Origin of the sequence: Planococcus daihaiensis (assembly GCF_049262615.1) — a bacterium.
Lineage (GTDB): Bacteria > Bacillota > Bacilli > Bacillales_A > Planococcaceae > Planococcus.
In genome coordinates this window covers 1,094,103-1,110,513 of sequence record NZ_CP175504.1, presented here as the reverse complement: position 1 = coordinate 1,110,513, position 16,411 = coordinate 1,094,103, and the positions used below count along the sequence as shown (strand labels likewise).

Genomic DNA, 16,411 nt, shown 5'->3' with positions numbered 1-16,411 from the left:
CCAATCACTCCTTTCTTAACAAATCTTTAAAGTAAGCTGTGTCCTCAGCAATTACATTCTTTCTGAGCTCGTCCAATTGGTTTGTTAAAAGTCCCTGTAAAGAGCCGGACTTTTCTTTTCGGGAAATTCCAGGAATCTCTTCTATAGATAAAGACGGTCCCTGATGGATCCAGACTTCCGGTTTCTGCTCATGTCGGAAGGAGTAATAAAAAGTCATCGGGATTACCGGTATTTCGGGGTGTTTCTCCAGTAAGTAGCCGATCCCACTGTGAAAGGACAGGGGACGGATTTCCTGGTGGTATTCATCACCCTGCGGAAACAGCACGACGGATTTTCCCTGCTTCAACAAATCTTCGGTGTATTGCAAAGAGCGAATGATGTCTTTCGGGTTTTGCTTGTCGATCGAGAATGCGCCCAAATAACGGAAAAAACTGTATTTCCTCAAGTTCTTTTCATGCATCATCATATGAATATCGTGTTTCCAAACGGTGCGATTTAAGAAAAAGAACAGCAGCCCATCCCACCAGGAACTGTGGTTTGCGATGAAGATTGCCGGCTGCTGTGGAATCTCCTGGATATTGTGGCCGAGGAAATGAGAGAAAGAGCGGCGCATCAAAGGAAACAGATAGACGGCAAAGCCCTTTTCAAATAGACTGCTTTTCTTTGCTTCCATCATATCGGCTTCCTCCTCCACGCGACTGCCACCAACAGCAATGCCGGAATGGTGCTTGCTGCGACAGCCAGCCATAAACCGCCCAAAGCGCCGAGCATCGCAAACATACTGATCATCAAGAGATACAGCAATATGAGCCTGCGTTCCGGGGTTTCATTGGCAATAACCATCGATTTGCGGCGCATTACGAAATCAATCAGCAAGTGCAGAACGAATGACACGATGAACCAGCCAAAAAAGTTGGTCCAGGGAATGCCGTAATACCAGCCGGTATCTTCCCAAATCCAATAAGATTTCAACCGGTAGGCGACGGGGTCGATGATCAGATCCATGATGACTGCGCCAATCCCGCCGGTCACTGCGTAAGCGAAGGTGCCGGTCGGGAAAATCCAGCGCGCGATTACATGCGAAGTGGCGACGACCATCAGCCAGGCAAAGCCGATGGCAATCGGCACGCCGAATAAATTAGGGGCAAAACGGTCGGTGTAATCATAGGAGCCGAACAGGAATCCGGAATTTGCGCCAGCCCCTTCGATGATGAAAGTTGAGAAAAATATCGTTAAACCGATGCCAATTCCAATAGTTTTTCCGAACCGCTTTACAAAATATAAAAACCCGATCGTTCCAGCTAGTATCAGAAAAACGGCATTGGCCCATTCCAGCCATGAAGGCAATAGATCAAAGCCAAGCAGGATGATGCCAATTGCATACCAGATTAAAAAAAGGTGATAAATTCTATTTTCCCATTTCATAAACAACACTCCAGTAAATAGTTATACAAATAGTATACTTGAAAGTTTGCGGAATTGAGGTAATTAAGTTTGGGCAAGTTCAATTGAATATTCCCTGGGAGTTTAGAAGGGGCACCATGGGGGAAAAGAGGTGAAAATACTCCCCCTGAATTTTACTTAAAAAAAGAATATTCCATTAATTATTGAAGGAAATCCTGCATTACTGTATACTTATTACAAGACATTGGCTTGTTTTTACATTGGGGGCTATAAAAAATGCAGGATTTAATGCGGAATGTTTCAGATTCTTATAAGAATTTCAGTTCCGGCCAAAAAAAAATAGGGGATCTTTTTTTCAAGGAACCGATCTTTCTGGCTTTTTCTTCCGCGCTTGAAGTGGGGCGGAGAGTAAACGTAAGTGAGTCAACGGTCATCCGTTGGTCGCAAAAGCTAGGGTATCGCGGTTATGCGGAATTCCAGCATGTTCTTCAGAGGAAACTTGCAGAAGAGCGTTTTGAACAAGTTGAGGAGCCGAACACCCAGCCGCCGGTTGAACAATCTTTTCTCTCAAATCTTTTGGATGCAGACATCGCCAGCATTGCCCAGTTAAAACAGACGATGGATGAAGACCAGCTGCTGCAGGCAATTGATTATATCGGCCAGGCCCGGAAAATTTATGTCACCAGCAATTTCTTTGATTATGGACTTGCGCATTTTATGACCTCCTGGCTGAACCTGACACTCGACCACGCAGAATTGCTGATGCAGGGAGACGGTCAATATTACAGGCAAATAGCCACTTTGTCGTCTGAAGATACGCTCATTGCTTTCGTATTTCCGCGCTACACGAAATCCGTCATCGACACGCTGGAAACCGCGAAAGAGCGAGGCACCAAAATAATCCTGATTACAGATTCCGCAGATTCTCCCGCAACGGCCTATGCAGATATTACTTTGGAAGTCTTTGTGAATTCTAATTTAAATATCGATTCCTATACTGCAGTGCATGCGCTGATCGCTTCAATCATGCGTTTCGTTTATGTCAAAGAACACGCGAAAGTAAAAAGCAATCTGGCGAGAGTGGAAGAGATTTATAGGAAGAAAGAAATTTTTATTTAATTTTGACCCAATGTAAAGCAGGTCCCAAAGCGTCCAGGCGTTTTGGTCAATCATAAAACGAAAAGGGGAGCACAATTATGAATAAAAAATTACCATTTCTAGGAATCATTTTATCAGCAGGTATGATCATGGCTGCATGCGGGGACGACGACGCATCAAACGGCTCGGAAGGAACAGGTTCTGAAGGAGCAGGAAGCGATTTGGATTTGGTGGAGGAAGGCAAATTCACGACAGCTTCAAGTGGTCTTTACAAGCCATTTAACTTCACAGAAGGTGGAGATTTGACCGGTTTCGATATTGATATCAGCAACGCATTGTCGGAAGAAATGGGACTTGAACCAAATCCGATTACGACTCCATGGGAAACGATCATCCAGGGGCTGACAACGAACCGTTTTGATGCCATCATCGGATCGATGGCAATCACTGAAGAGCGTGGAGAGCAGGTTTCATTCTCGGATCCTTACTATTACTCTGGTGGTGTTATATTCGTCCGTGAAGGAAATACGGAAATCACTTCGGAGGCTGATCTTGAAGGCGCGAAAATCGGTGTTGTTGGACAGAGCACATATGACACAGCGGCACAACAATACACAGATGATATCCAATACTACAACAGTGATGTTGTCGCATTGCAGGATTTGGCGATTGAAGGGCGTTTGGATGCAGTTATCACGGCTGACGTAGTAGGGTTCGAAGCACAAAATGCAGGTCTGGAAATTGAAATGGTCGGCGATCCATTGTGGATCGAGCAAGCGGCTGTTGCAGTTAACAAAGATGATGAAGAACTTCTGGCTGCAGTAAATGAAGCATTGGCTACAATTATTGAAGATGGAACTTATGATGATATTTCGCAAAAATGGTTTGGCCGTAACCTCCTTGATGTAGATCTAGAAGGAATCGAAATTCTCAATTAATCGTTGGGATAAGGAGGAATGGCGTCTATGATTGAATTATTTTCCACAGTATATGAAGTATTCATGCGGACCTACCCAGGCTTTCTGAGAGCAACTGTCGTCACGCTGCAATTGACAGCAATCGGTGTCACTCTGGGTACGGTTATCGGTTTGGTGTTTGCCCTGATGAAAATTTCAGGTTCAAAAATCCTGCAGGGCATTGCCAACCTCTATATTACGGTCATTCGCGGTACGCCGCTGATCGTGCAAATCATGTTCCTGTATTTTGGGATTGTGGAAATTTACACAATGGATAATTTCTGGGCAGGTGCCATCGCCCTTGGTGTCCATAATGGTGCTTATATTGCGGAAATCTTCCGTGGCGCGATTCAGGGGGTTGACCCTGGACAGCGTGAAGCGAGTATGTCGCTCGGTATGAACCGGAAGCAGACGATGCAGCGCATTGTCTTTCCGCAAGCCTTGCGCCGCTCGATTCCACCGCTTGGCAACCAGTTCATCATTACATTGAAAGATTCATCCCTGGTCTATATCATTGGGGTAGGGGAGATCTTCTCGCTGGCGAACCGCGAAGCGGCTCAGTCTTTCCAGCCGTTTGAATCTTTCCTGGTAGTCGCATTGTATTATCTCGTACTCGTAATGATCTTTACGTACCTGTTGCGCTGGTATGAAAATAAACTCGATGTGGACAAAGCCTAAGGGGGGACAGATATGATAATCGGAAAAAATATACACAAATCCTTCGGCGATCTTGAAGTGCTTAAAGGCGTAGATTTGCATGTGAAGCCTCAAGAGGTGGTAGTTCTCGTCGGTGTCAGTGGATCCGGGAAAAGTACGCTTCTCAGATGTTTCAACTTTTTGGAAATGATCAACAGTGGTGAAATTACCATCGATGGTCATACCATTAATCCTAAAAAAGAGGATCTTTCCAAAATACGCGCGGAAGTCGGAATGGTATTCCAGCATTTCAATCTATTCCCGCATAAAACCGTTCTTGAAAATGTCATCGAAGCACCGGTAACGGTGAAGAAGATGAAAAAAGAAGAAGCAAAAAAACTGGGGATGAGCTTGTTGAAAAAAGTCGGCCTTGAAGAAAAAGCCGACGTTTATCCAAGCAAGCTTTCCGGCGGCCAAAAGCAGCGGGTTGCCATCGCGCGGTCACTCGCCATGGAGCCCAAAGTGATGCTGTTTGACGAACCGACTTCGGCTCTCGATCCTGAATTGGTCGGTGAGGTGCTGCAGGTTATGAAGCAGCTGGCAGAGGAAGGCATGACAATGGTTGTTGTCACTCACGAGATGAAATTCGCGAAAGAAGTTGCGGACCGGGTCATCATGATTGACCAGGGCACAATAATCGAATCGGCAGATCCAAAAACGTTCTTTGAAAATCCTCAAAGTGAGCGGACAAAACAATTTATCCAATTGGTTGAATAAAAAAAGGCGATTCCGTTTGCAAACGGAATCGCTTTTTTTTTTGTGTGAAATTTTAGGCCATTTATTCCACCGTGATCACAGAAGCAGATACCAATGGCATATCTTCTTCAGCATTGCCGTCATAAATACCTTCCACCTGGATGCTGTCACCGAGCTCAACAGGAGTTTCCGCCATATTCCGGATATAAACCTGCTGATCACCATTGCTGAGGATGAAGGAAGGAAAAGCAACGTCATCAGCCAACTCTTCCACTGTGCCTGAAATGATTACAGCTGTACCCTCTTCGACATTTCCTTCGACCAGATCCGCAATCATTGCTGTTTGGGCATCTTCCACTTCCTCTGGGTCTGTGGGGTCGAGATCCTCACCTTCAGGAGCGGAAACTTCCGTTTGCGATTCATCTTCGAGTTCCGGCGTTTCTTCGCCGCTGCATGCAGTTAACAACAACGCTATACCTATTGGCAAATACCAGTTCTTCATTTCAATCACTCCATCACCTTAAATTTTGCTGTTGTTAGAAAATATACCCTTAGTCAGATGTTTCTTAAACGGTTTGAAATATTGAAGTGAGCAATGAAATCTCGCAAACAATTTGCATGTGTAAAAATCCAGCCTTTTTGAAGGGGAACAATAAACGCTGTCGAATGCTATTATATAGAAGAAATGAGGTGCGGAAATGGAATTGTTTGAAATGCCCTATCAATTGAACGATAAAAAGAAACATGTTCAGAAAGTCGTTAAGTTTGAAAAGACCAATATTGTAAACATGCAATTGGCGGCAGGGGAAGAAATTCCAGAACACGATGCAGATGCGGACGTCCTGATCATTGTAAACAAGGGCAAACTTGAATTTACAGTGGACGGTAAAATTGCGGAAGTCGCTCCGAACGTTATGATGAGAATGACACCGAAAGAAAAGCACAGCCTGAAAGCTGTCGAAGATTCGGATTTTCTGGTCATTCAGATCAAACGCTAGAAAAAATCCCAGGTTCTCATAACCTGGGATTTTTTGAGCTTACTAGAAGTTTTTTATTGGCCACAGACAAGTTTATCACCAGTCAAAATCCTGAGGGTATTCCGCTGAAACTTCGATTTCATGAATCTGTTTTTTCCCAGGCGTGGCGGCAGCAAGAACCTGCTGGCGGAACGCCTGATAATCTTTGTCCTGGACAGCGAGCTTCATGGCCACCGTGGCCAGGTTTTGTTCGCGCTGCTCTTTCGTCATACCGATGTACTTTAAATTCAGCAGATCCACGTATTGAATCGCATATTCGTTCACTGTGGCCGGCTGGGTGAAAGCGTGTAAGATTGTCTCGTATTGTTCATCAGGAATATGACCCTGGAGACAATCAAGAACAAGGGATTGAAAACGATAAATGACTGGAAGGTGAATATCCCACATCGATTTTGAAGCCTGTTTCTGATAGAGACTGACAAAATCCTTCAAAGCAACTGCTGCGTAAAGCAGTTCCGGCCAAAGAATTTCCACAGAATAATAGATGTTTTTATCCGGTGCGATAAAGCCGTGTTCTTTCATCGTATGTTCATGAAGGCCGTTGAAGACAAACTCGACATTGCGATCTCCCTGCGCCGCATGACGAATTTCATAAGATATTCCAAGTATGCGCATCCGGGATCCTTCGTAGCCGTGATATTGCTCTTCTTTGCCAACTACTTTATACAAAGCCTGGTTTAAATCATCCAGGTCGAAATAATCTCCGCTTATTTTCACACCCGTATGATTCGGTGTACTCATCATCGTCAGCATCCAGAATCCTCCTCAACGTTTCGGTTTATAACCGAGCCGATCAAACAGCTCATTGCGTTCATCGTCCGTCAAGTCGCGCCATTCTCCGACGGGTAAATCGCCCAGTTGAATATTCATGATCCGTGTACGCTGCAGGGCTCGCACTTCATAGCCGAGTGCTGTACACATCCGGCGGATTTGGCGGTTCAATCCCTGCTTGATCGTCAATTTGAAAATATATTTTGTCAGTTTTTCCGCTTTCGCCGGAAGCGTGACCGTATCCAGAATTTCGACGCCTTCTTGCATTTTTTTCAGAAAAGAGTCGGTGATCGGCATATCGACTCTGACGATGTATTCTTTTTCGTGCTCGTTTTCCGCCCGCAGAATTTCATTGACGATATCGCCGTCATTGGTCAGCAGAATCAGCCCTTCGGAATCTTTGTCGAGGCGGCCGACATGGAAAATCCGTTCGGGGTGATTGACGTAATCGACAATATTGCCTTCGATGTGGCGTTCAGTTGTGCTCGTGATGCCGATAGGCTTATTCAGCACGAGGTAGACATATTCCTGTTGCGGCTGTTCGATTAATTTGCCGTCAACATGCACGCGGTCGCCCGGTTGTACTTTGCTGCCGAGTTCCGCGGGTTCGTCGTTAATGGTAACGCGTCCGGCTTCGATGAATTTGTCTGCGCCACGGCGCGAGGTAATTCCTGTCTCACTTAAAAATTTATTGATTCGCATATTAAAAATTCCTCTCGAGTCCATATTTCCCTTTACTGCGTTAATTATACATGAATTTTGAGAGGGAATAAAAAATTATGGGAACTGTCAGTTGCAATTTTCGGATTTTTTTGACAATATAAAGGGGAGCCGCTTTTATATATGCGTTATTGGATAGGAAAAATAAATGAAAGCGCATACAGGCGGAAATAAATCATGTTAGGGGAGAAGAGAAATGGTCTATGCAATGCCGAATGCTGAAGGTTCAAAAATTAAGTTTAAGGACAGGTACGAGAACTACATAAACGGGGGGTGGCAAGCGCCTGCGAAAGGACAGTATTTCGAGAACCCTTCTCCGGTTACCGGCAAAGTGTTTACTGAAATTGCGCGTTCCACAGCTGAAGATGTAGAGGCAGCGTTGGATGCCGCTCACGCCGCGAAAGATGCATGGGGAAAATCGTCAGTTACAGTACGCTCAAACATCCTGCTGAAAATAGCAGATCGCATGGAACAAAATCTTGAAATGCTTGCGGTTGCTGAAACCTGGGACAATGGCAAGGCTGTTCGCGAAACTTTGAACGCGGATTTGCCGCTTGCGATTGACCATTTCCGCTACTTTGCCGGAGCTATCCGTGCGCAGGAAGGTTCACTGAGCCAACTTGATGACGACACGGTCGCCTATCATTTCCATGAGCCGCTTGGTGTGGTTGGACAAATTATCCCTTGGAACTTCCCGCTCTTGATGGCAGTTTGGAAAATGGCACCAGCACTGGCTGCCGGAAACTGCATCGTCTTGAAACCGGCAGAGCAGACACCGGCGAGCATCCTCGTTTGGGCTGAGCTGGTCGGAGATCTGTTGCCACCAGGCGTTCTGAATATCGTCAACGGCTTTGGCCTCGAAGCAGGCAAACCATTGGCTTCAAGCCCGCGCATCAGCAAAGTGGCATTTACGGGTGAGACCACAACTGGGCGCATGATCATGCAATACGCTGCACAAAACCTGATTCCGGTTACTCTGGAACTGGGCGGCAAGTCACCGAACATCTTCTTTAAGGATGTTATGGACCAGGACGATGCTTTTCTTGATAAAGCAATTGAAGGATTTGTCATGTTTGCGCTGAATCAAGGCGAAGTCTGCACATGTCCATCGCGCGTGCTGATTCATGAAGACATTTACGATGAGTTTATGGAACGCGCACTCGAACGCGTCGCTGCCATTAAAACCGGCAATCCGCTTGATCCGGAAACGATGATGGGCGCGCAGGCTTCCACTGAACAAATGGAGAAAATCATGTCTTACCTGGATATCGGCAAGCAGGAAGGTGCAGAAGTTCTTATCGGTGGTGACAGAAATGAACTCGAAGGAGAATATTCAGAAGGCTATTATATCCAGCCGACTGTTTTCAAAGGCAACAACAAGATGCGTGTTTTCCAGGAAGAAATTTTCGGACCGGTTGTTTCGGTTACAACATTCAAAACAAAAGAAGAAGCCCTTGAAATTGCCAATGACACTTTGTATGGTCTCGGAGCAGGGATTTGGACGCGCGATACCAACACTGCTTACCGCTTCGGCCGCGGCATCCAGGCAGGCCGCGTATGGACAAACTGCTATCACCAATATCCAGCGCACGCTGCATTCGGCGGATACAAAATGTCCGGTTTCGGACGCGAAAATCATTTGATGATGTTAAATCATTATCAGCAGACGAAGAATATGCTCGTCAGCTACAGTGAGGACAAGCAAGGATTCTTTTGATCTATATTGTCTAGACTCCAGTGGCCCAGCTCTTCGGGTCATAAGTCAATCCAGCTGCGTGGCAAAGAACGCCACTTCGCTGGCTCGCCTTATGCCTGTCAGAGCTTAACGGGCACTGTAGCTTTTCTACAGAAAGAGGGGATTGCAATGGTTGAACGTGTAATAGCTACTGATGCCGCCCTTGAATTGATCGAGTTTTTAAAAGAAAAACATGGCCCGGTAATGTTCCACCAGTCGGGCGGCTGCTGTGATGGCAGCGCACCTATGTGCTATCCGGAAGGTGATCTTCTGATCGGCGACCAGGATATGTACATGGGCGAAATCGGAGGCAGCAAATTCTATATGCACAAGAGTCAATTCGAGTATTGGAGTCACACCCAACTCATCATTGACGTAGTGCCGGGGCGCGGGGGGATGTTTTCTCTTGAAGGTGTTGAGGGCAAACGGTTCCTGACAAGGTCCCGTCCGTTTACGACGGAAGAAACAAAGGAATTACAGGAGCAGGTTTAGAAGAGGCGGGGAAATTCCCCGCCTTTTTTATGTGGAGTTTTGGAGAACCGTCAAATTAGGCTGGAAACTAGATGAAATCCCTTTCGCCAAACGAACTATTAATTATTTCTGTAAAGAATTTGAAATAGAAAATACTAAGAGTTTCAACAACTGTGAAATGATTGGAAAGAGCCTGAAGAACAGCCCTTAAATGGCTATTTTTTCGTTAAAAACCAGCACTGGAGATGGCTATAAAGCGTAGGAAATGGTATAATGAAAGAATGAAAGGTGGTCATCAATTTGACGAAATTAGTTAACCGTATTTCTTTCGAACAGGCCGAACATGCCATTTCCTATGCTTCGCATTCACTTCATATAGAGGGTTTTGATGTGACGCATGAGGATTGCAATTTTGTCCGTTCTGTTTTAACTGGGGAAAAAACGGAAGCTCAATTCCATAAGGCCATTCGAAACAGGTTTGATGTCTAGGTATCAGCACAGTTCCATGTATTGTTATCCAGGCTCGGACGTTCTGATCAATCATTTTTCCATCAAAGATGACAACAAGTTGAAGGAACTGGAAACGGTCTATGCATTATTGCGCCTTTCCGAACTGAAATTGAAAAAACCTGCTGACCCATTAGATTTGAAGGCATTTCTGGAAATTCACCGTGTAATTTTGCAGGATGTCTACCCGTTTGCGGGGGAATTGAGGCAGGAAATGATTTCAAAAGGTTCTTCATCTTTTGCTCACCCAGACCATATCGAAGTCGAGTTAAACAGGATATTCAACGAATTGAAAGAAGAGAATTATTTGAAGAATCTGCCGCGCGGCACAATGGTCAAGCGTCTCGCCCATTATTTGGCGGAACTTAACGCATTGCACCCTTTTCGGGAAGGCAACGGGCGGACGGTACGTGAATTTGCGCGCCAATTGATGGCGAACGCAGGTTATCAATTGGACTGGGAAAAGATTGCTGGACCGGCTGAAATCATCAATGCATTCGTCGATTCGTTTAATAACACGAACGAGCGGTTGGAAAACCTTCTCGATGAAATGATAAAACCATAGGATTCCGCAAAATTTCCAGCGGGAATCCTATGGTTTTATTTTTTTTTGCTGTTTTTCTGAAGCCATTGAATCCCAAACTCGACTAAAGGACGCATCGGAACCAGTTTGGCATTCGCTTGGCCGAGCTGGCCGATTTTGATTTCTCCCGGATAATCTTTGGCGATTTCCGGAAAGCGGTCCGCATCCATATCCACGCATTCGAACCTTTGCCACACTCTTTGGCCATCGACCTTGATTGCCGCTCCTTGCGGGGAAGTTGTGCGATTGTCCTGTGCATATTCGGCAAAATGCAATGCCGTACATGTATCAAAACCGACGCCGATGAGCAGAATCTGAAGTTCAGCGTCCATCATTTTCGCAAGCGGTGAGCTGTCGCCGAAAGAATCTTCCAGCGGATGGTCGCGCATCCATTCTTCAGCATCCTTACCCCAAGCCATAAATGAGTGGGCAGGGTGCTGGCTGCGTATCGTGCCTGGATGGCGGTGAAAACACTCAGCAATTTTCCCCATGCCCCGGAGCGGTGTCAGATGCGGATGGTAAGCCGGCAGTTGTTGCCGCAGTTCTTCGTGCCAGTTTTCAGGAATAGGCGGTTCCATCCAATAAACCGGATCGGAATTGTCAGCGGATTGCGCCGGCATGACAATCGTTCCGCTGGCGGTCACGGTTTCCATAAGGGCTTCGACGACCGCCTGGGGGCCTCCTGCAATCCAGCCCATCGACTTCAGCGAAGAGTGCACCATGATGCGGCTGCCTTCTTCAATGCCGAGGTCTGTTAATTGTTTTTTCAAGGATTCTTTTGATTGGAATTCGGGTGTGTTTAAAATGCTCATCAATTCGGACATGGAGCACCTCCTGTTCCTCAATATACCATAAGGCTAAAAGTTGCCGGTTAAGAATTTTGGGTATAGCATTATTAGATGGAGAGCAATTAGACAATATATAATTGAGTTTTATTCACAAAGAATTGGAGTGGAAAATATGGAAGCCAGGTTAATGAAAGAATCGCGCACCATCCAGACGAAATTGGTGCTTCCACCCGACACGAATCACATGAACTCCATTTTTGGAGGGAAAGTGCTGGCGTATATCGATGAAATTGCCGGCATTACAGCGATGAAGCATGCGCGCAGACAAGTTGTGGTGACGGCGTCCATCGACTCGGTCGACTTTCTGTCATCTGCACACGTTGGCGATGTCCTCGAACTTGAAGCGAATGTCACTTCAACCGGCCGCACTTCGATGGAAGTTTATGTCCGGGTGAAATCGAAAAATTTGCAGACAGGTGAAGAACGCCTGACGACTGAATCGTTCCTGACGATGGTGGCGATGGGCGATGACGGCAAACCGACACCGGTCCCCGCTGTGATCCCGGAATCCGAAGGGGAAAAACAATTTTTCGACACAGCACCAGCGCGCCGGGAACACCGGAAACAAAGAGTAAAAACACCAAGATAATGCAAAAGGTTCCGGAAAAATCCGGGACCTTTTATAATTTATTTCCAGATTGAACGTTGGCCAGCGTATTGCCAGGTTCGCCTTTAATGACCGACATGCTGCCATCGGTTTCGAGCACAACAGCCTGCACTTCTTCGAGGCTCCCTGTGCCTTGATTGCGTATGGCCTGCAAAATCTCAACTTCGTTGATCCGTTCTTTTTTCATGGTATCTTCCAGAAATGTGCCATTCAAATACAGCAATTGTGGTTCGGATTTTATAAACTTATTGAAACCTTTCGAACGCACTGCCAGAAAAGTCATTACGTATTGCATGAGAATTAAGAGTGCGAACGCCGTCAATCCTTCGAGAAGGCTGACGTCTTTGCTCAGCAAAATTGTAGCGAGCGTCGAACCAAGTGCAACTGTTACGACCAGATCGAAAGCGTTCAGTTTGGTCAGCGTGCGCTTACCGGATATTCGCAGAAAGAAAATCAGTCCGATATATGCTAATAAGCCAACGGTGATAATGCGGATAAAACTGCTCAAGGTAATTTCAAACATGATTCCAACCCCTTCCTGTATTCCATCTTTTCCCCTTATCGCTGAAGGCAAACGGATTTAGGCTTTATCATTTTCAAACGATCGTTTTCTCAACAAAGCAAAAAAGAGCAGCTTCGGCTGCTCTTTTTTGCTTAGATATTTATTTTTTAGAAAGCAATTCCTCGAAATACGAACCGAATTCCTTCGAGCGCTTCAAGATTGTGCTTGAAGAGACACCGAATTTTTCGCTTAAGTCTTTTGGTGCAAGCATTGGTCCTTTGATCAATTCATGATCCTGCAGGAATCTCCAATAGCCGCCCACCAACGCCTCAGGTTTTTGAACGCTTGGCTGCTGGCTTGCAAGGTAGCTGTTCATGATGCTGGTCACGTTATCAACCGTTTCTTCATCAAAGTCAGCTTCCTTCACATGCTTCTGGAGTTCATCCATCACGGATTGATGTTCCGGCGATAGGTCGATGCTTTCATCAACTGTGCCAGTGGAATACTTGATGATGCTTTCAACGACCGCTAAATAATGATCGCGGACATATTGCTCACCGTCCGTAGCATTTTCTTTCGCCATTTCAGCCTTTAATTGCTCAAAGAATGGAGCGAATTCGCCGACAATGGTCAAATAGCCATTAAGGAATAAAGCACCTTCTTTTCCGACACGCGAATCCGGCAGGAGAATTGCAAGCAAGCCCTGGCCATCTTCCATATCTGTCGGCGGCTGATCAGCCATCGTATACGTGTCGCCGGTAAAGGCGTCTTTAAACTGGGCGGAAGTTTCGTCGCCTTTTACATATTGGCCGACGAAAACTTTTACATCGTTCCAGTTTCCAAGCACTTCCTGAGTGGTCGGGCGCTGGGAAAGCTCAATCTGCTTGTCCAGGTGCTCGCGCCAAAGTTCAGGTTTTTTCATGAACAGGAAATTTTCGATGACAAATGCCTGTGCATCGTTTTCTGCCATAGATTCCATCAGGCGGGGTTGCCATTCCTGCTGTAATTCGCGGAAATCCGCAATTTGTTCCTGATTCGGGTTTTCTGAAAAGAACAACTGGCGCACTTTGAATAGTTCATCGTTCACCAAATCATTAATCGATACTGATTGTTCTTTTCCGTGACATTTTTTGTATTTCTTTCCGCTGCCGCATGGGCATGGATCATTTCTTCCAACCATTCCAATCACCTACATTTTTTCTTGAGTGTACCATACATTGCGGTTTCGCTCAAAAGTCCGACGATTCTGACGCAGATTTCATCTCATAATTTCTTCATTCACGATGGAATAATCGGATGTCCAATGCGTCAAGCACATGTTGCGGAACAAAAAAGCGGGCCGTTACGAGCGGATCGACCACCTGGCTGATCTGCGCTTCACCGGCGGCACTCATGAGCATCGTCATTTCGCTGACAGTCAAATCGGTGAATGGCAATAAAAGATCGATCATTTCTTCAGTAGCGATTTTAACCGCTTCATCGAGCGTCATGGCGGAAACAAGCAAGGATATTCCTTCTTTATTAACCAACAACGGATAGTTGGAATGGAATCCTTTGATTACTTCAAGCGTGACCGTCGCATGTCCGGGCACTTCGATGCCGGAGACACTGACTTCACCATCGCCCATTGCGGCATGGAAATCGCCGAGTGCAAACAAGGCACCTTCAGCAAAGACCGGGAAATACAAGGTGGCTCCTTTTGTGATTTGCTTTGTATCCATATTGCCGCCGTGTGCACCCGGCGTTCCGCAGGAAACCGGTTTGCCTTCCGGAGCTACGCCGATGACACCGATCATCGGATTCAGCGGCAGGTGCAGTTTGTCATTGAAGATGGCTTTGCCGTTCTCGATGGGAATGATTTTGGATTCCATTTTCTCCAGTCGGTGCCCCATTACACCAAGGTCAGGACCGGTGACCATTACGCCCTGATTGCCGATTTCCAGATCGTCAATCGTCACTTTTAGCAAATCTCCAGCGGCCGCCCCTTCAACATAGATCGGTCCTGTCGCCGGATTGATGCGGTTCCAGTCGATTGCCGAGACTTCCTGGTCTGCACTTTGAATCTGATCGGTAAAACAATCGAAGGTTTCGATGTTGACGGTATCGCCGGATTGCACGCGGAGCACCGGCGGATTTACGCTGGAAAATGAATAAATAACTTCGTTGGTAGATAATTTATGCATGGAATCTCTCCTTTTCTAATAATTTAGTTAATTGTAGCAATTGGCAGTTTGAATAGCAAAAGCCGGGATGCGGGCTGCTCGGCCGTATAGTATGATGAGAGAAAACAGAGTGGGCCAGGAAGGGGGGATTTTGTGAAAATCACTGTCATCACGCAAAATGAGCTGGAAGCACAGGGGTTGAAATGGGTCGCGGAATCCCATTTGAACGGTGTGGAAGTGTCGTTCGCCAAAGAAGATGCAGCAGATTGCCTGGTTGTTGATATGGATCTTTGGAGTGAGGAACTGGAGAAGGAATTTGCCCAGCGCGATATCCCGTGGATCGGACTGTCTTCTGACCGAACATTCTTAACCGCTTACCGGGCGCTGAAGGGGAAAGCGGCTGATTTGCTGTTCCGTCCATTCGATCCATTGCTGCTCGTAAAACAGCTTCAGCAGATCCGCTTCCAGCTGCGCAATGAAAATCAGGAAGAAGAGAACGTGAGAAGGAGTCTTTTAAGATATGAAGATTTCTTTGATGCCGATGTTTTAACACCGGCTGTGACGCTGGCAGCTTTTGTGTTACCCGAAAAATCGGACTATCCTGTGCTGAGTAAAGAGCTGAAGAACTATCCGTTCCATAAAGGATCTGAGGTTTTTGCTTTCTCCGATTTTGTGCTGGTCGCCTTTTTGGCTGAAGATGAGCAATCCTGTATCGAAGAAAGCCGGATGTTCCATGAATCATGGAAACGGGAGAAAAAAGGGGACTTGTCAATATTCGTCAATGCCAATCGCCAAAACCGGCTGAAAGAATATTATCAAGGAACCAGGGATATGACCTCGCTCATTTTCTATGAAGGTTATGACATATCGGTCATCGAGTACGAGCCGATTGCCTGGCAGCCTCTTGATCCGTTCCTGTCACCGGTTGAACAGCGGCAATGGATTGAAATGCTGGAGAAAAAAGATAGTCGCGCCATCCATGCCTGGATGCAAAATGAATTTCTATCTTATGCGCGTCCCTATCCGGATCCCGAGATGATTCGCGTCCGGCTGACGAGTGTATTGGCCCAGGCGCGCCGTTATATGAAATCCGCCCATCTGCAGGATGAGCAGTGGGAGCGGAGCTATTATGACGTTTTTGAAATTATCGTTAAAGATCCAGTCGTTTATAAAATTGCCCAAGCGACGCTGAACTTCATCGTGAACATCGTTTCAGCTGCGGTTAAAAGTGCAGAAAGTGGGGAATCTGCCGCCGCGGAGGAAATTCGTGCTTTAATGGAAGCAAATTATTGGAATCCGGATTGGAATCTTTCCGCATGCGCGGACCATCTCGGCATGAACAAAAGCACCTTGAGCCGCCGTTTCCAACAACAAAATGGCCGAAAGTTCAGCGACTTGCTGATGCAGATCCGCATCCGCGAAGCCAATCGGCTGATGAAAGAAACGGCTATCCCGCTTGATGAAGTGGCAAGACTCAGCGGATTCGGCACCGCTTCCTATTTCAGCGCGGTCTACAAAAAGCATGAAGGGGTAACGCCTTCCCAGTACCGGCAAGGTGAAGTGCATTTATTGAAATAAAACGGCCTCATCCTGAGAGCCGTTTTTCTATTTGTTAAAA

20 protein-coding genes are annotated in these 16,411 nt (G+C 46.2%); 11 read left to right on the top strand and 9 right to left on the bottom strand.

Features of this window, described 5'->3' with window-relative positions:
• Nucleotides 1-4 precede the first annotated feature (4 nt).
• Together DHX103_RS05255 and DHX103_RS05250 are read right to left on the bottom strand one after the other, a co-directional pair.
• Nucleotides 5-676: a lysophospholipid acyltransferase family protein gene (locus DHX103_RS05255; RefSeq protein WP_422124225.1), complete on the bottom strand. Its 672-nt coding sequence runs from the start codon at nucleotides 674-676 to the stop codon at nucleotides 5-7.
• Nucleotides 673-1,425, bottom strand: a complete 753-nt coding sequence (locus DHX103_RS05250; protein ID WP_422124224.1) for a carotenoid biosynthesis protein — start codon at nucleotides 1,423-1,425, stop codon at nucleotides 673-675. The genes DHX103_RS05255 and DHX103_RS05250 overlap by 4 nt, the downstream gene beginning before the upstream one ends.
• Before the next feature lie 255 nt (nucleotides 1,426-1,680).
• On the opposite strand from DHX103_RS05250, the gene DHX103_RS05245 reads away from it, so the two are divergent.
• The 4 genes from DHX103_RS05245 (at nucleotide 1,681) to DHX103_RS05230 (ending at nucleotide 4,871) form a co-directional block, all read left to right on the top strand.
• A complete protein-coding gene (locus tag DHX103_RS05245) occupies nucleotides 1,681-2,523 on the top strand; it encodes a MurR/RpiR family transcriptional regulator (protein ID WP_422124223.1) in 843 nt (280 codons plus the stop codon).
• 77 nt (nucleotides 2,524-2,600) lie between these two features.
• On the top strand, nucleotides 2,601-3,440 hold the full coding sequence (locus tag DHX103_RS05240) for a transporter substrate-binding domain-containing protein (protein WP_422124222.1): 840 nt from the start codon (nucleotides 2,601-2,603) through the stop codon (nucleotides 3,438-3,440).
• Nucleotides 3,441-3,467: 27 nt separating this feature from the next.
• Nucleotides 3,468-4,136: an amino acid ABC transporter permease gene (locus tag DHX103_RS05235; RefSeq protein ID WP_422124221.1), complete on the top strand. Its 669-nt coding sequence runs from the start codon at nucleotides 3,468-3,470 to the stop codon at nucleotides 4,134-4,136.
• A gap of 12 nt (nucleotides 4,137-4,148) precedes the next feature.
• Complete coding sequence (locus tag DHX103_RS05230; protein ID WP_422124220.1) at nucleotides 4,149-4,871, top strand: amino acid ABC transporter ATP-binding protein; 723 nt, start codon at nucleotides 4,149-4,151, stop codon at nucleotides 4,869-4,871.
• A 61-nt stretch (nucleotides 4,872-4,932) separates the two neighbouring features.
• Here DHX103_RS05230 and DHX103_RS05225 read toward each other — a convergent pair whose 3' ends face one another.
• The gene (locus tag DHX103_RS05225; protein ID WP_422124219.1) at nucleotides 4,933-5,352 is read right to left on the bottom strand and encodes a hypothetical protein; all 420 of its coding nucleotides are present in this window, start codon (nucleotides 5,350-5,352) and stop codon (nucleotides 4,933-4,935) included.
• Between the two features lie 196 nt (nucleotides 5,353-5,548).
• Here DHX103_RS05225 and DHX103_RS05220 point away from each other — a divergent pair, with 196 nt between their 5' ends.
• Entirely contained in the window at nucleotides 5,549-5,848 is a 300-nt protein-coding gene (locus DHX103_RS05220) for a cupin domain-containing protein (RefSeq protein WP_422124218.1), read from the top strand.
• 75 nt (nucleotides 5,849-5,923) lie between these two features.
• On the opposite strand, the gene DHX103_RS05215 is transcribed toward DHX103_RS05220, so the two are convergent.
• Nucleotides 5,924-6,640: a DUF6904 family protein gene (locus DHX103_RS05215; protein ID WP_422124217.1), complete on the bottom strand. Its 717-nt coding sequence runs from the start codon at nucleotides 6,638-6,640 to the stop codon at nucleotides 5,924-5,926.
• Nucleotides 6,641-6,652: 12 nt separating this feature from the next.
• Entirely contained in the window at nucleotides 6,653-7,360 is a 708-nt protein-coding gene (gene rluF / locus DHX103_RS05210; protein ID WP_422124216.1) for a 23S rRNA pseudouridine(2604) synthase RluF, read from the bottom strand.
• A gap of 214 nt (nucleotides 7,361-7,574) precedes the next feature.
• Here rluF and adh point away from each other — a divergent pair, with 214 nt between their 5' ends.
• The 4 genes from adh to DHX103_RS05190 all read left to right on the top strand — a co-directional run bounded on the left by adh (nucleotide 7,575) and on the right by DHX103_RS05190 (nucleotide 10,656).
• Nucleotides 7,575-9,095 (top strand): aldehyde dehydrogenase, encoded by a 1,521-nt coding sequence (adh, locus tag DHX103_RS05205; protein ID WP_422124215.1) that lies wholly within the window; start codon nucleotides 7,575-7,577, stop codon nucleotides 9,093-9,095.
• Nucleotides 9,096-9,242: 147 nt separating this feature from the next.
• Nucleotides 9,243-9,605, top strand: a complete 363-nt coding sequence (locus DHX103_RS05200) for a DUF779 domain-containing protein (RefSeq protein WP_422124214.1) — start codon at nucleotides 9,243-9,245, stop codon at nucleotides 9,603-9,605.
• A 279-nt stretch (nucleotides 9,606-9,884) separates the two neighbouring features.
• On the top strand, nucleotides 9,885-10,073 hold the full coding sequence (locus DHX103_RS05195) for a hypothetical protein (protein ID WP_084246736.1): 189 nt from the start codon (nucleotides 9,885-9,887) through the stop codon (nucleotides 10,071-10,073).
• 16 nt (nucleotides 10,074-10,089) lie between these two features.
• Nucleotides 10,090-10,656 carry a Fic/DOC family protein gene (locus DHX103_RS05190; RefSeq protein ID WP_422124213.1) on the top strand — a complete coding sequence of 189 codons (567 nt, stop codon included), beginning with the start codon at nucleotides 10,090-10,092 and terminating at the stop codon, nucleotides 10,654-10,656.
• Between the two features lie 35 nt (nucleotides 10,657-10,691).
• Here the strand turns inward: DHX103_RS05190 and DHX103_RS05185 are convergent, their stop codons facing one another.
• Nucleotides 10,692-11,498, bottom strand: a complete 807-nt coding sequence (locus DHX103_RS05185; RefSeq protein WP_422124212.1) for an aminoglycoside N(3)-acetyltransferase — start codon at nucleotides 11,496-11,498, stop codon at nucleotides 10,692-10,694.
• 136 nt (nucleotides 11,499-11,634) lie between these two features.
• Here DHX103_RS05185 and DHX103_RS05180 point away from each other — a divergent pair, with 136 nt between their 5' ends.
• Nucleotides 11,635-12,111: an acyl-CoA thioesterase gene (locus DHX103_RS05180; RefSeq protein WP_422124211.1), complete on the top strand. Its 477-nt coding sequence runs from the start codon at nucleotides 11,635-11,637 to the stop codon at nucleotides 12,109-12,111.
• A gap of 31 nt (nucleotides 12,112-12,142) precedes the next feature.
• Here the strand turns inward: DHX103_RS05180 and DHX103_RS05175 are convergent, their stop codons facing one another.
• From DHX103_RS05175 to DHX103_RS05165, 3 genes are all read right to left on the bottom strand, one after another.
• The gene (locus tag DHX103_RS05175) at nucleotides 12,143-12,652 is read right to left on the bottom strand and encodes a DUF421 domain-containing protein (protein WP_422124210.1); all 510 of its coding nucleotides are present in this window, start codon (nucleotides 12,650-12,652) and stop codon (nucleotides 12,143-12,145) included.
• 139 nt (nucleotides 12,653-12,791) lie between these two features.
• Nucleotides 12,792-13,811: an SEC-C metal-binding domain-containing protein gene (locus DHX103_RS05170; protein ID WP_422124209.1), complete on the bottom strand. Its 1,020-nt coding sequence runs from the start codon at nucleotides 13,809-13,811 to the stop codon at nucleotides 12,792-12,794.
• Nucleotides 13,812-13,905: 94 nt separating this feature from the next.
• The gene (locus tag DHX103_RS05165; protein ID WP_422124208.1) at nucleotides 13,906-14,814 is read right to left on the bottom strand and encodes an acetamidase/formamidase family protein; all 909 of its coding nucleotides are present in this window, start codon (nucleotides 14,812-14,814) and stop codon (nucleotides 13,906-13,908) included.
• Between the two features lie 132 nt (nucleotides 14,815-14,946).
• Between DHX103_RS05165 and DHX103_RS05160 the strand changes: the two genes are divergently transcribed.
• Nucleotides 14,947-16,371 (top strand): helix-turn-helix domain-containing protein, encoded by a 1,425-nt coding sequence (locus DHX103_RS05160; RefSeq protein ID WP_422124207.1) that lies wholly within the window; start codon nucleotides 14,947-14,949, stop codon nucleotides 16,369-16,371.
• Nucleotides 16,372-16,411: the final 40 nt, after the last annotated feature.

What these genes read in the sequence shown, in the direction of transcription:
- DHX103_RS05255 (WP_422124225.1), bottom strand. Translation starts at nt 676, where the DNA reads ATGATGGAAGCAAAGAAAAGCAGTCTATTTGAAAAGGGCTTTGCCGTC.
- DHX103_RS05250 (WP_422124224.1), bottom strand. Translation starts at nt 1,425, where the DNA reads ATGAAATGGGAAAATAGAATTTATCACCTTTTTTTAATCTGGTATGCA.
- DHX103_RS05245 (WP_422124223.1), top strand. Translation starts at nt 1,681, where the DNA reads ATGCAGGATTTAATGCGGAATGTTTCAGATTCTTATAAGAATTTCAGT.
- DHX103_RS05240 (WP_422124222.1), top strand. Translation starts at nt 2,601, where the DNA reads ATGAATAAAAAATTACCATTTCTAGGAATCATTTTATCAGCAGGTATG.
- DHX103_RS05235 (WP_422124221.1), top strand. Translation starts at nt 3,468, where the DNA reads ATGATTGAATTATTTTCCACAGTATATGAAGTATTCATGCGGACCTAC.
- DHX103_RS05230 (WP_422124220.1), top strand. Translation starts at nt 4,149, where the DNA reads ATGATAATCGGAAAAAATATACACAAATCCTTCGGCGATCTTGAAGTG.
- DHX103_RS05225 (WP_422124219.1), bottom strand. Translation starts at nt 5,352, where the DNA reads ATGAAGAACTGGTATTTGCCAATAGGTATAGCGTTGTTGTTAACTGCA.
- DHX103_RS05220 (WP_422124218.1), top strand. Translation starts at nt 5,549, where the DNA reads ATGGAATTGTTTGAAATGCCCTATCAATTGAACGATAAAAAGAAACAT.
- DHX103_RS05215 (WP_422124217.1), bottom strand. Translation starts at nt 6,640, where the DNA reads ATGCTGACGATGATGAGTACACCGAATCATACGGGTGTGAAAATAAGC.
- rluF (WP_422124216.1), bottom strand. Translation starts at nt 7,360, where the DNA reads ATGCGAATCAATAAATTTTTAAGTGAGACAGGAATTACCTCGCGCCGT.
- adh (WP_422124215.1), top strand. Translation starts at nt 7,575, where the DNA reads ATGGTCTATGCAATGCCGAATGCTGAAGGTTCAAAAATTAAGTTTAAG.
- DHX103_RS05200 (WP_422124214.1), top strand. Translation starts at nt 9,243, where the DNA reads ATGGTTGAACGTGTAATAGCTACTGATGCCGCCCTTGAATTGATCGAG.
- DHX103_RS05190 (WP_422124213.1), top strand. Translation starts at nt 10,090, where the DNA reads ATGTATTGTTATCCAGGCTCGGACGTTCTGATCAATCATTTTTCCATC.
- DHX103_RS05185 (WP_422124212.1), bottom strand. Translation starts at nt 11,498, where the DNA reads ATGTCCGAATTGATGAGCATTTTAAACACACCCGAATTCCAATCAAAA.
- DHX103_RS05180 (WP_422124211.1), top strand. Translation starts at nt 11,635, where the DNA reads ATGGAAGCCAGGTTAATGAAAGAATCGCGCACCATCCAGACGAAATTG.
- DHX103_RS05175 (WP_422124210.1), bottom strand. Translation starts at nt 12,652, where the DNA reads ATGTTTGAAATTACCTTGAGCAGTTTTATCCGCATTATCACCGTTGGC.
- DHX103_RS05170 (WP_422124209.1), bottom strand. Translation starts at nt 13,811, where the DNA reads ATGGTTGGAAGAAATGATCCATGCCCATGCGGCAGCGGAAAGAAATAC.
- DHX103_RS05165 (WP_422124208.1), bottom strand. Translation starts at nt 14,814, where the DNA reads ATGCATAAATTATCTACCAACGAAGTTATTTATTCATTTTCCAGCGTA.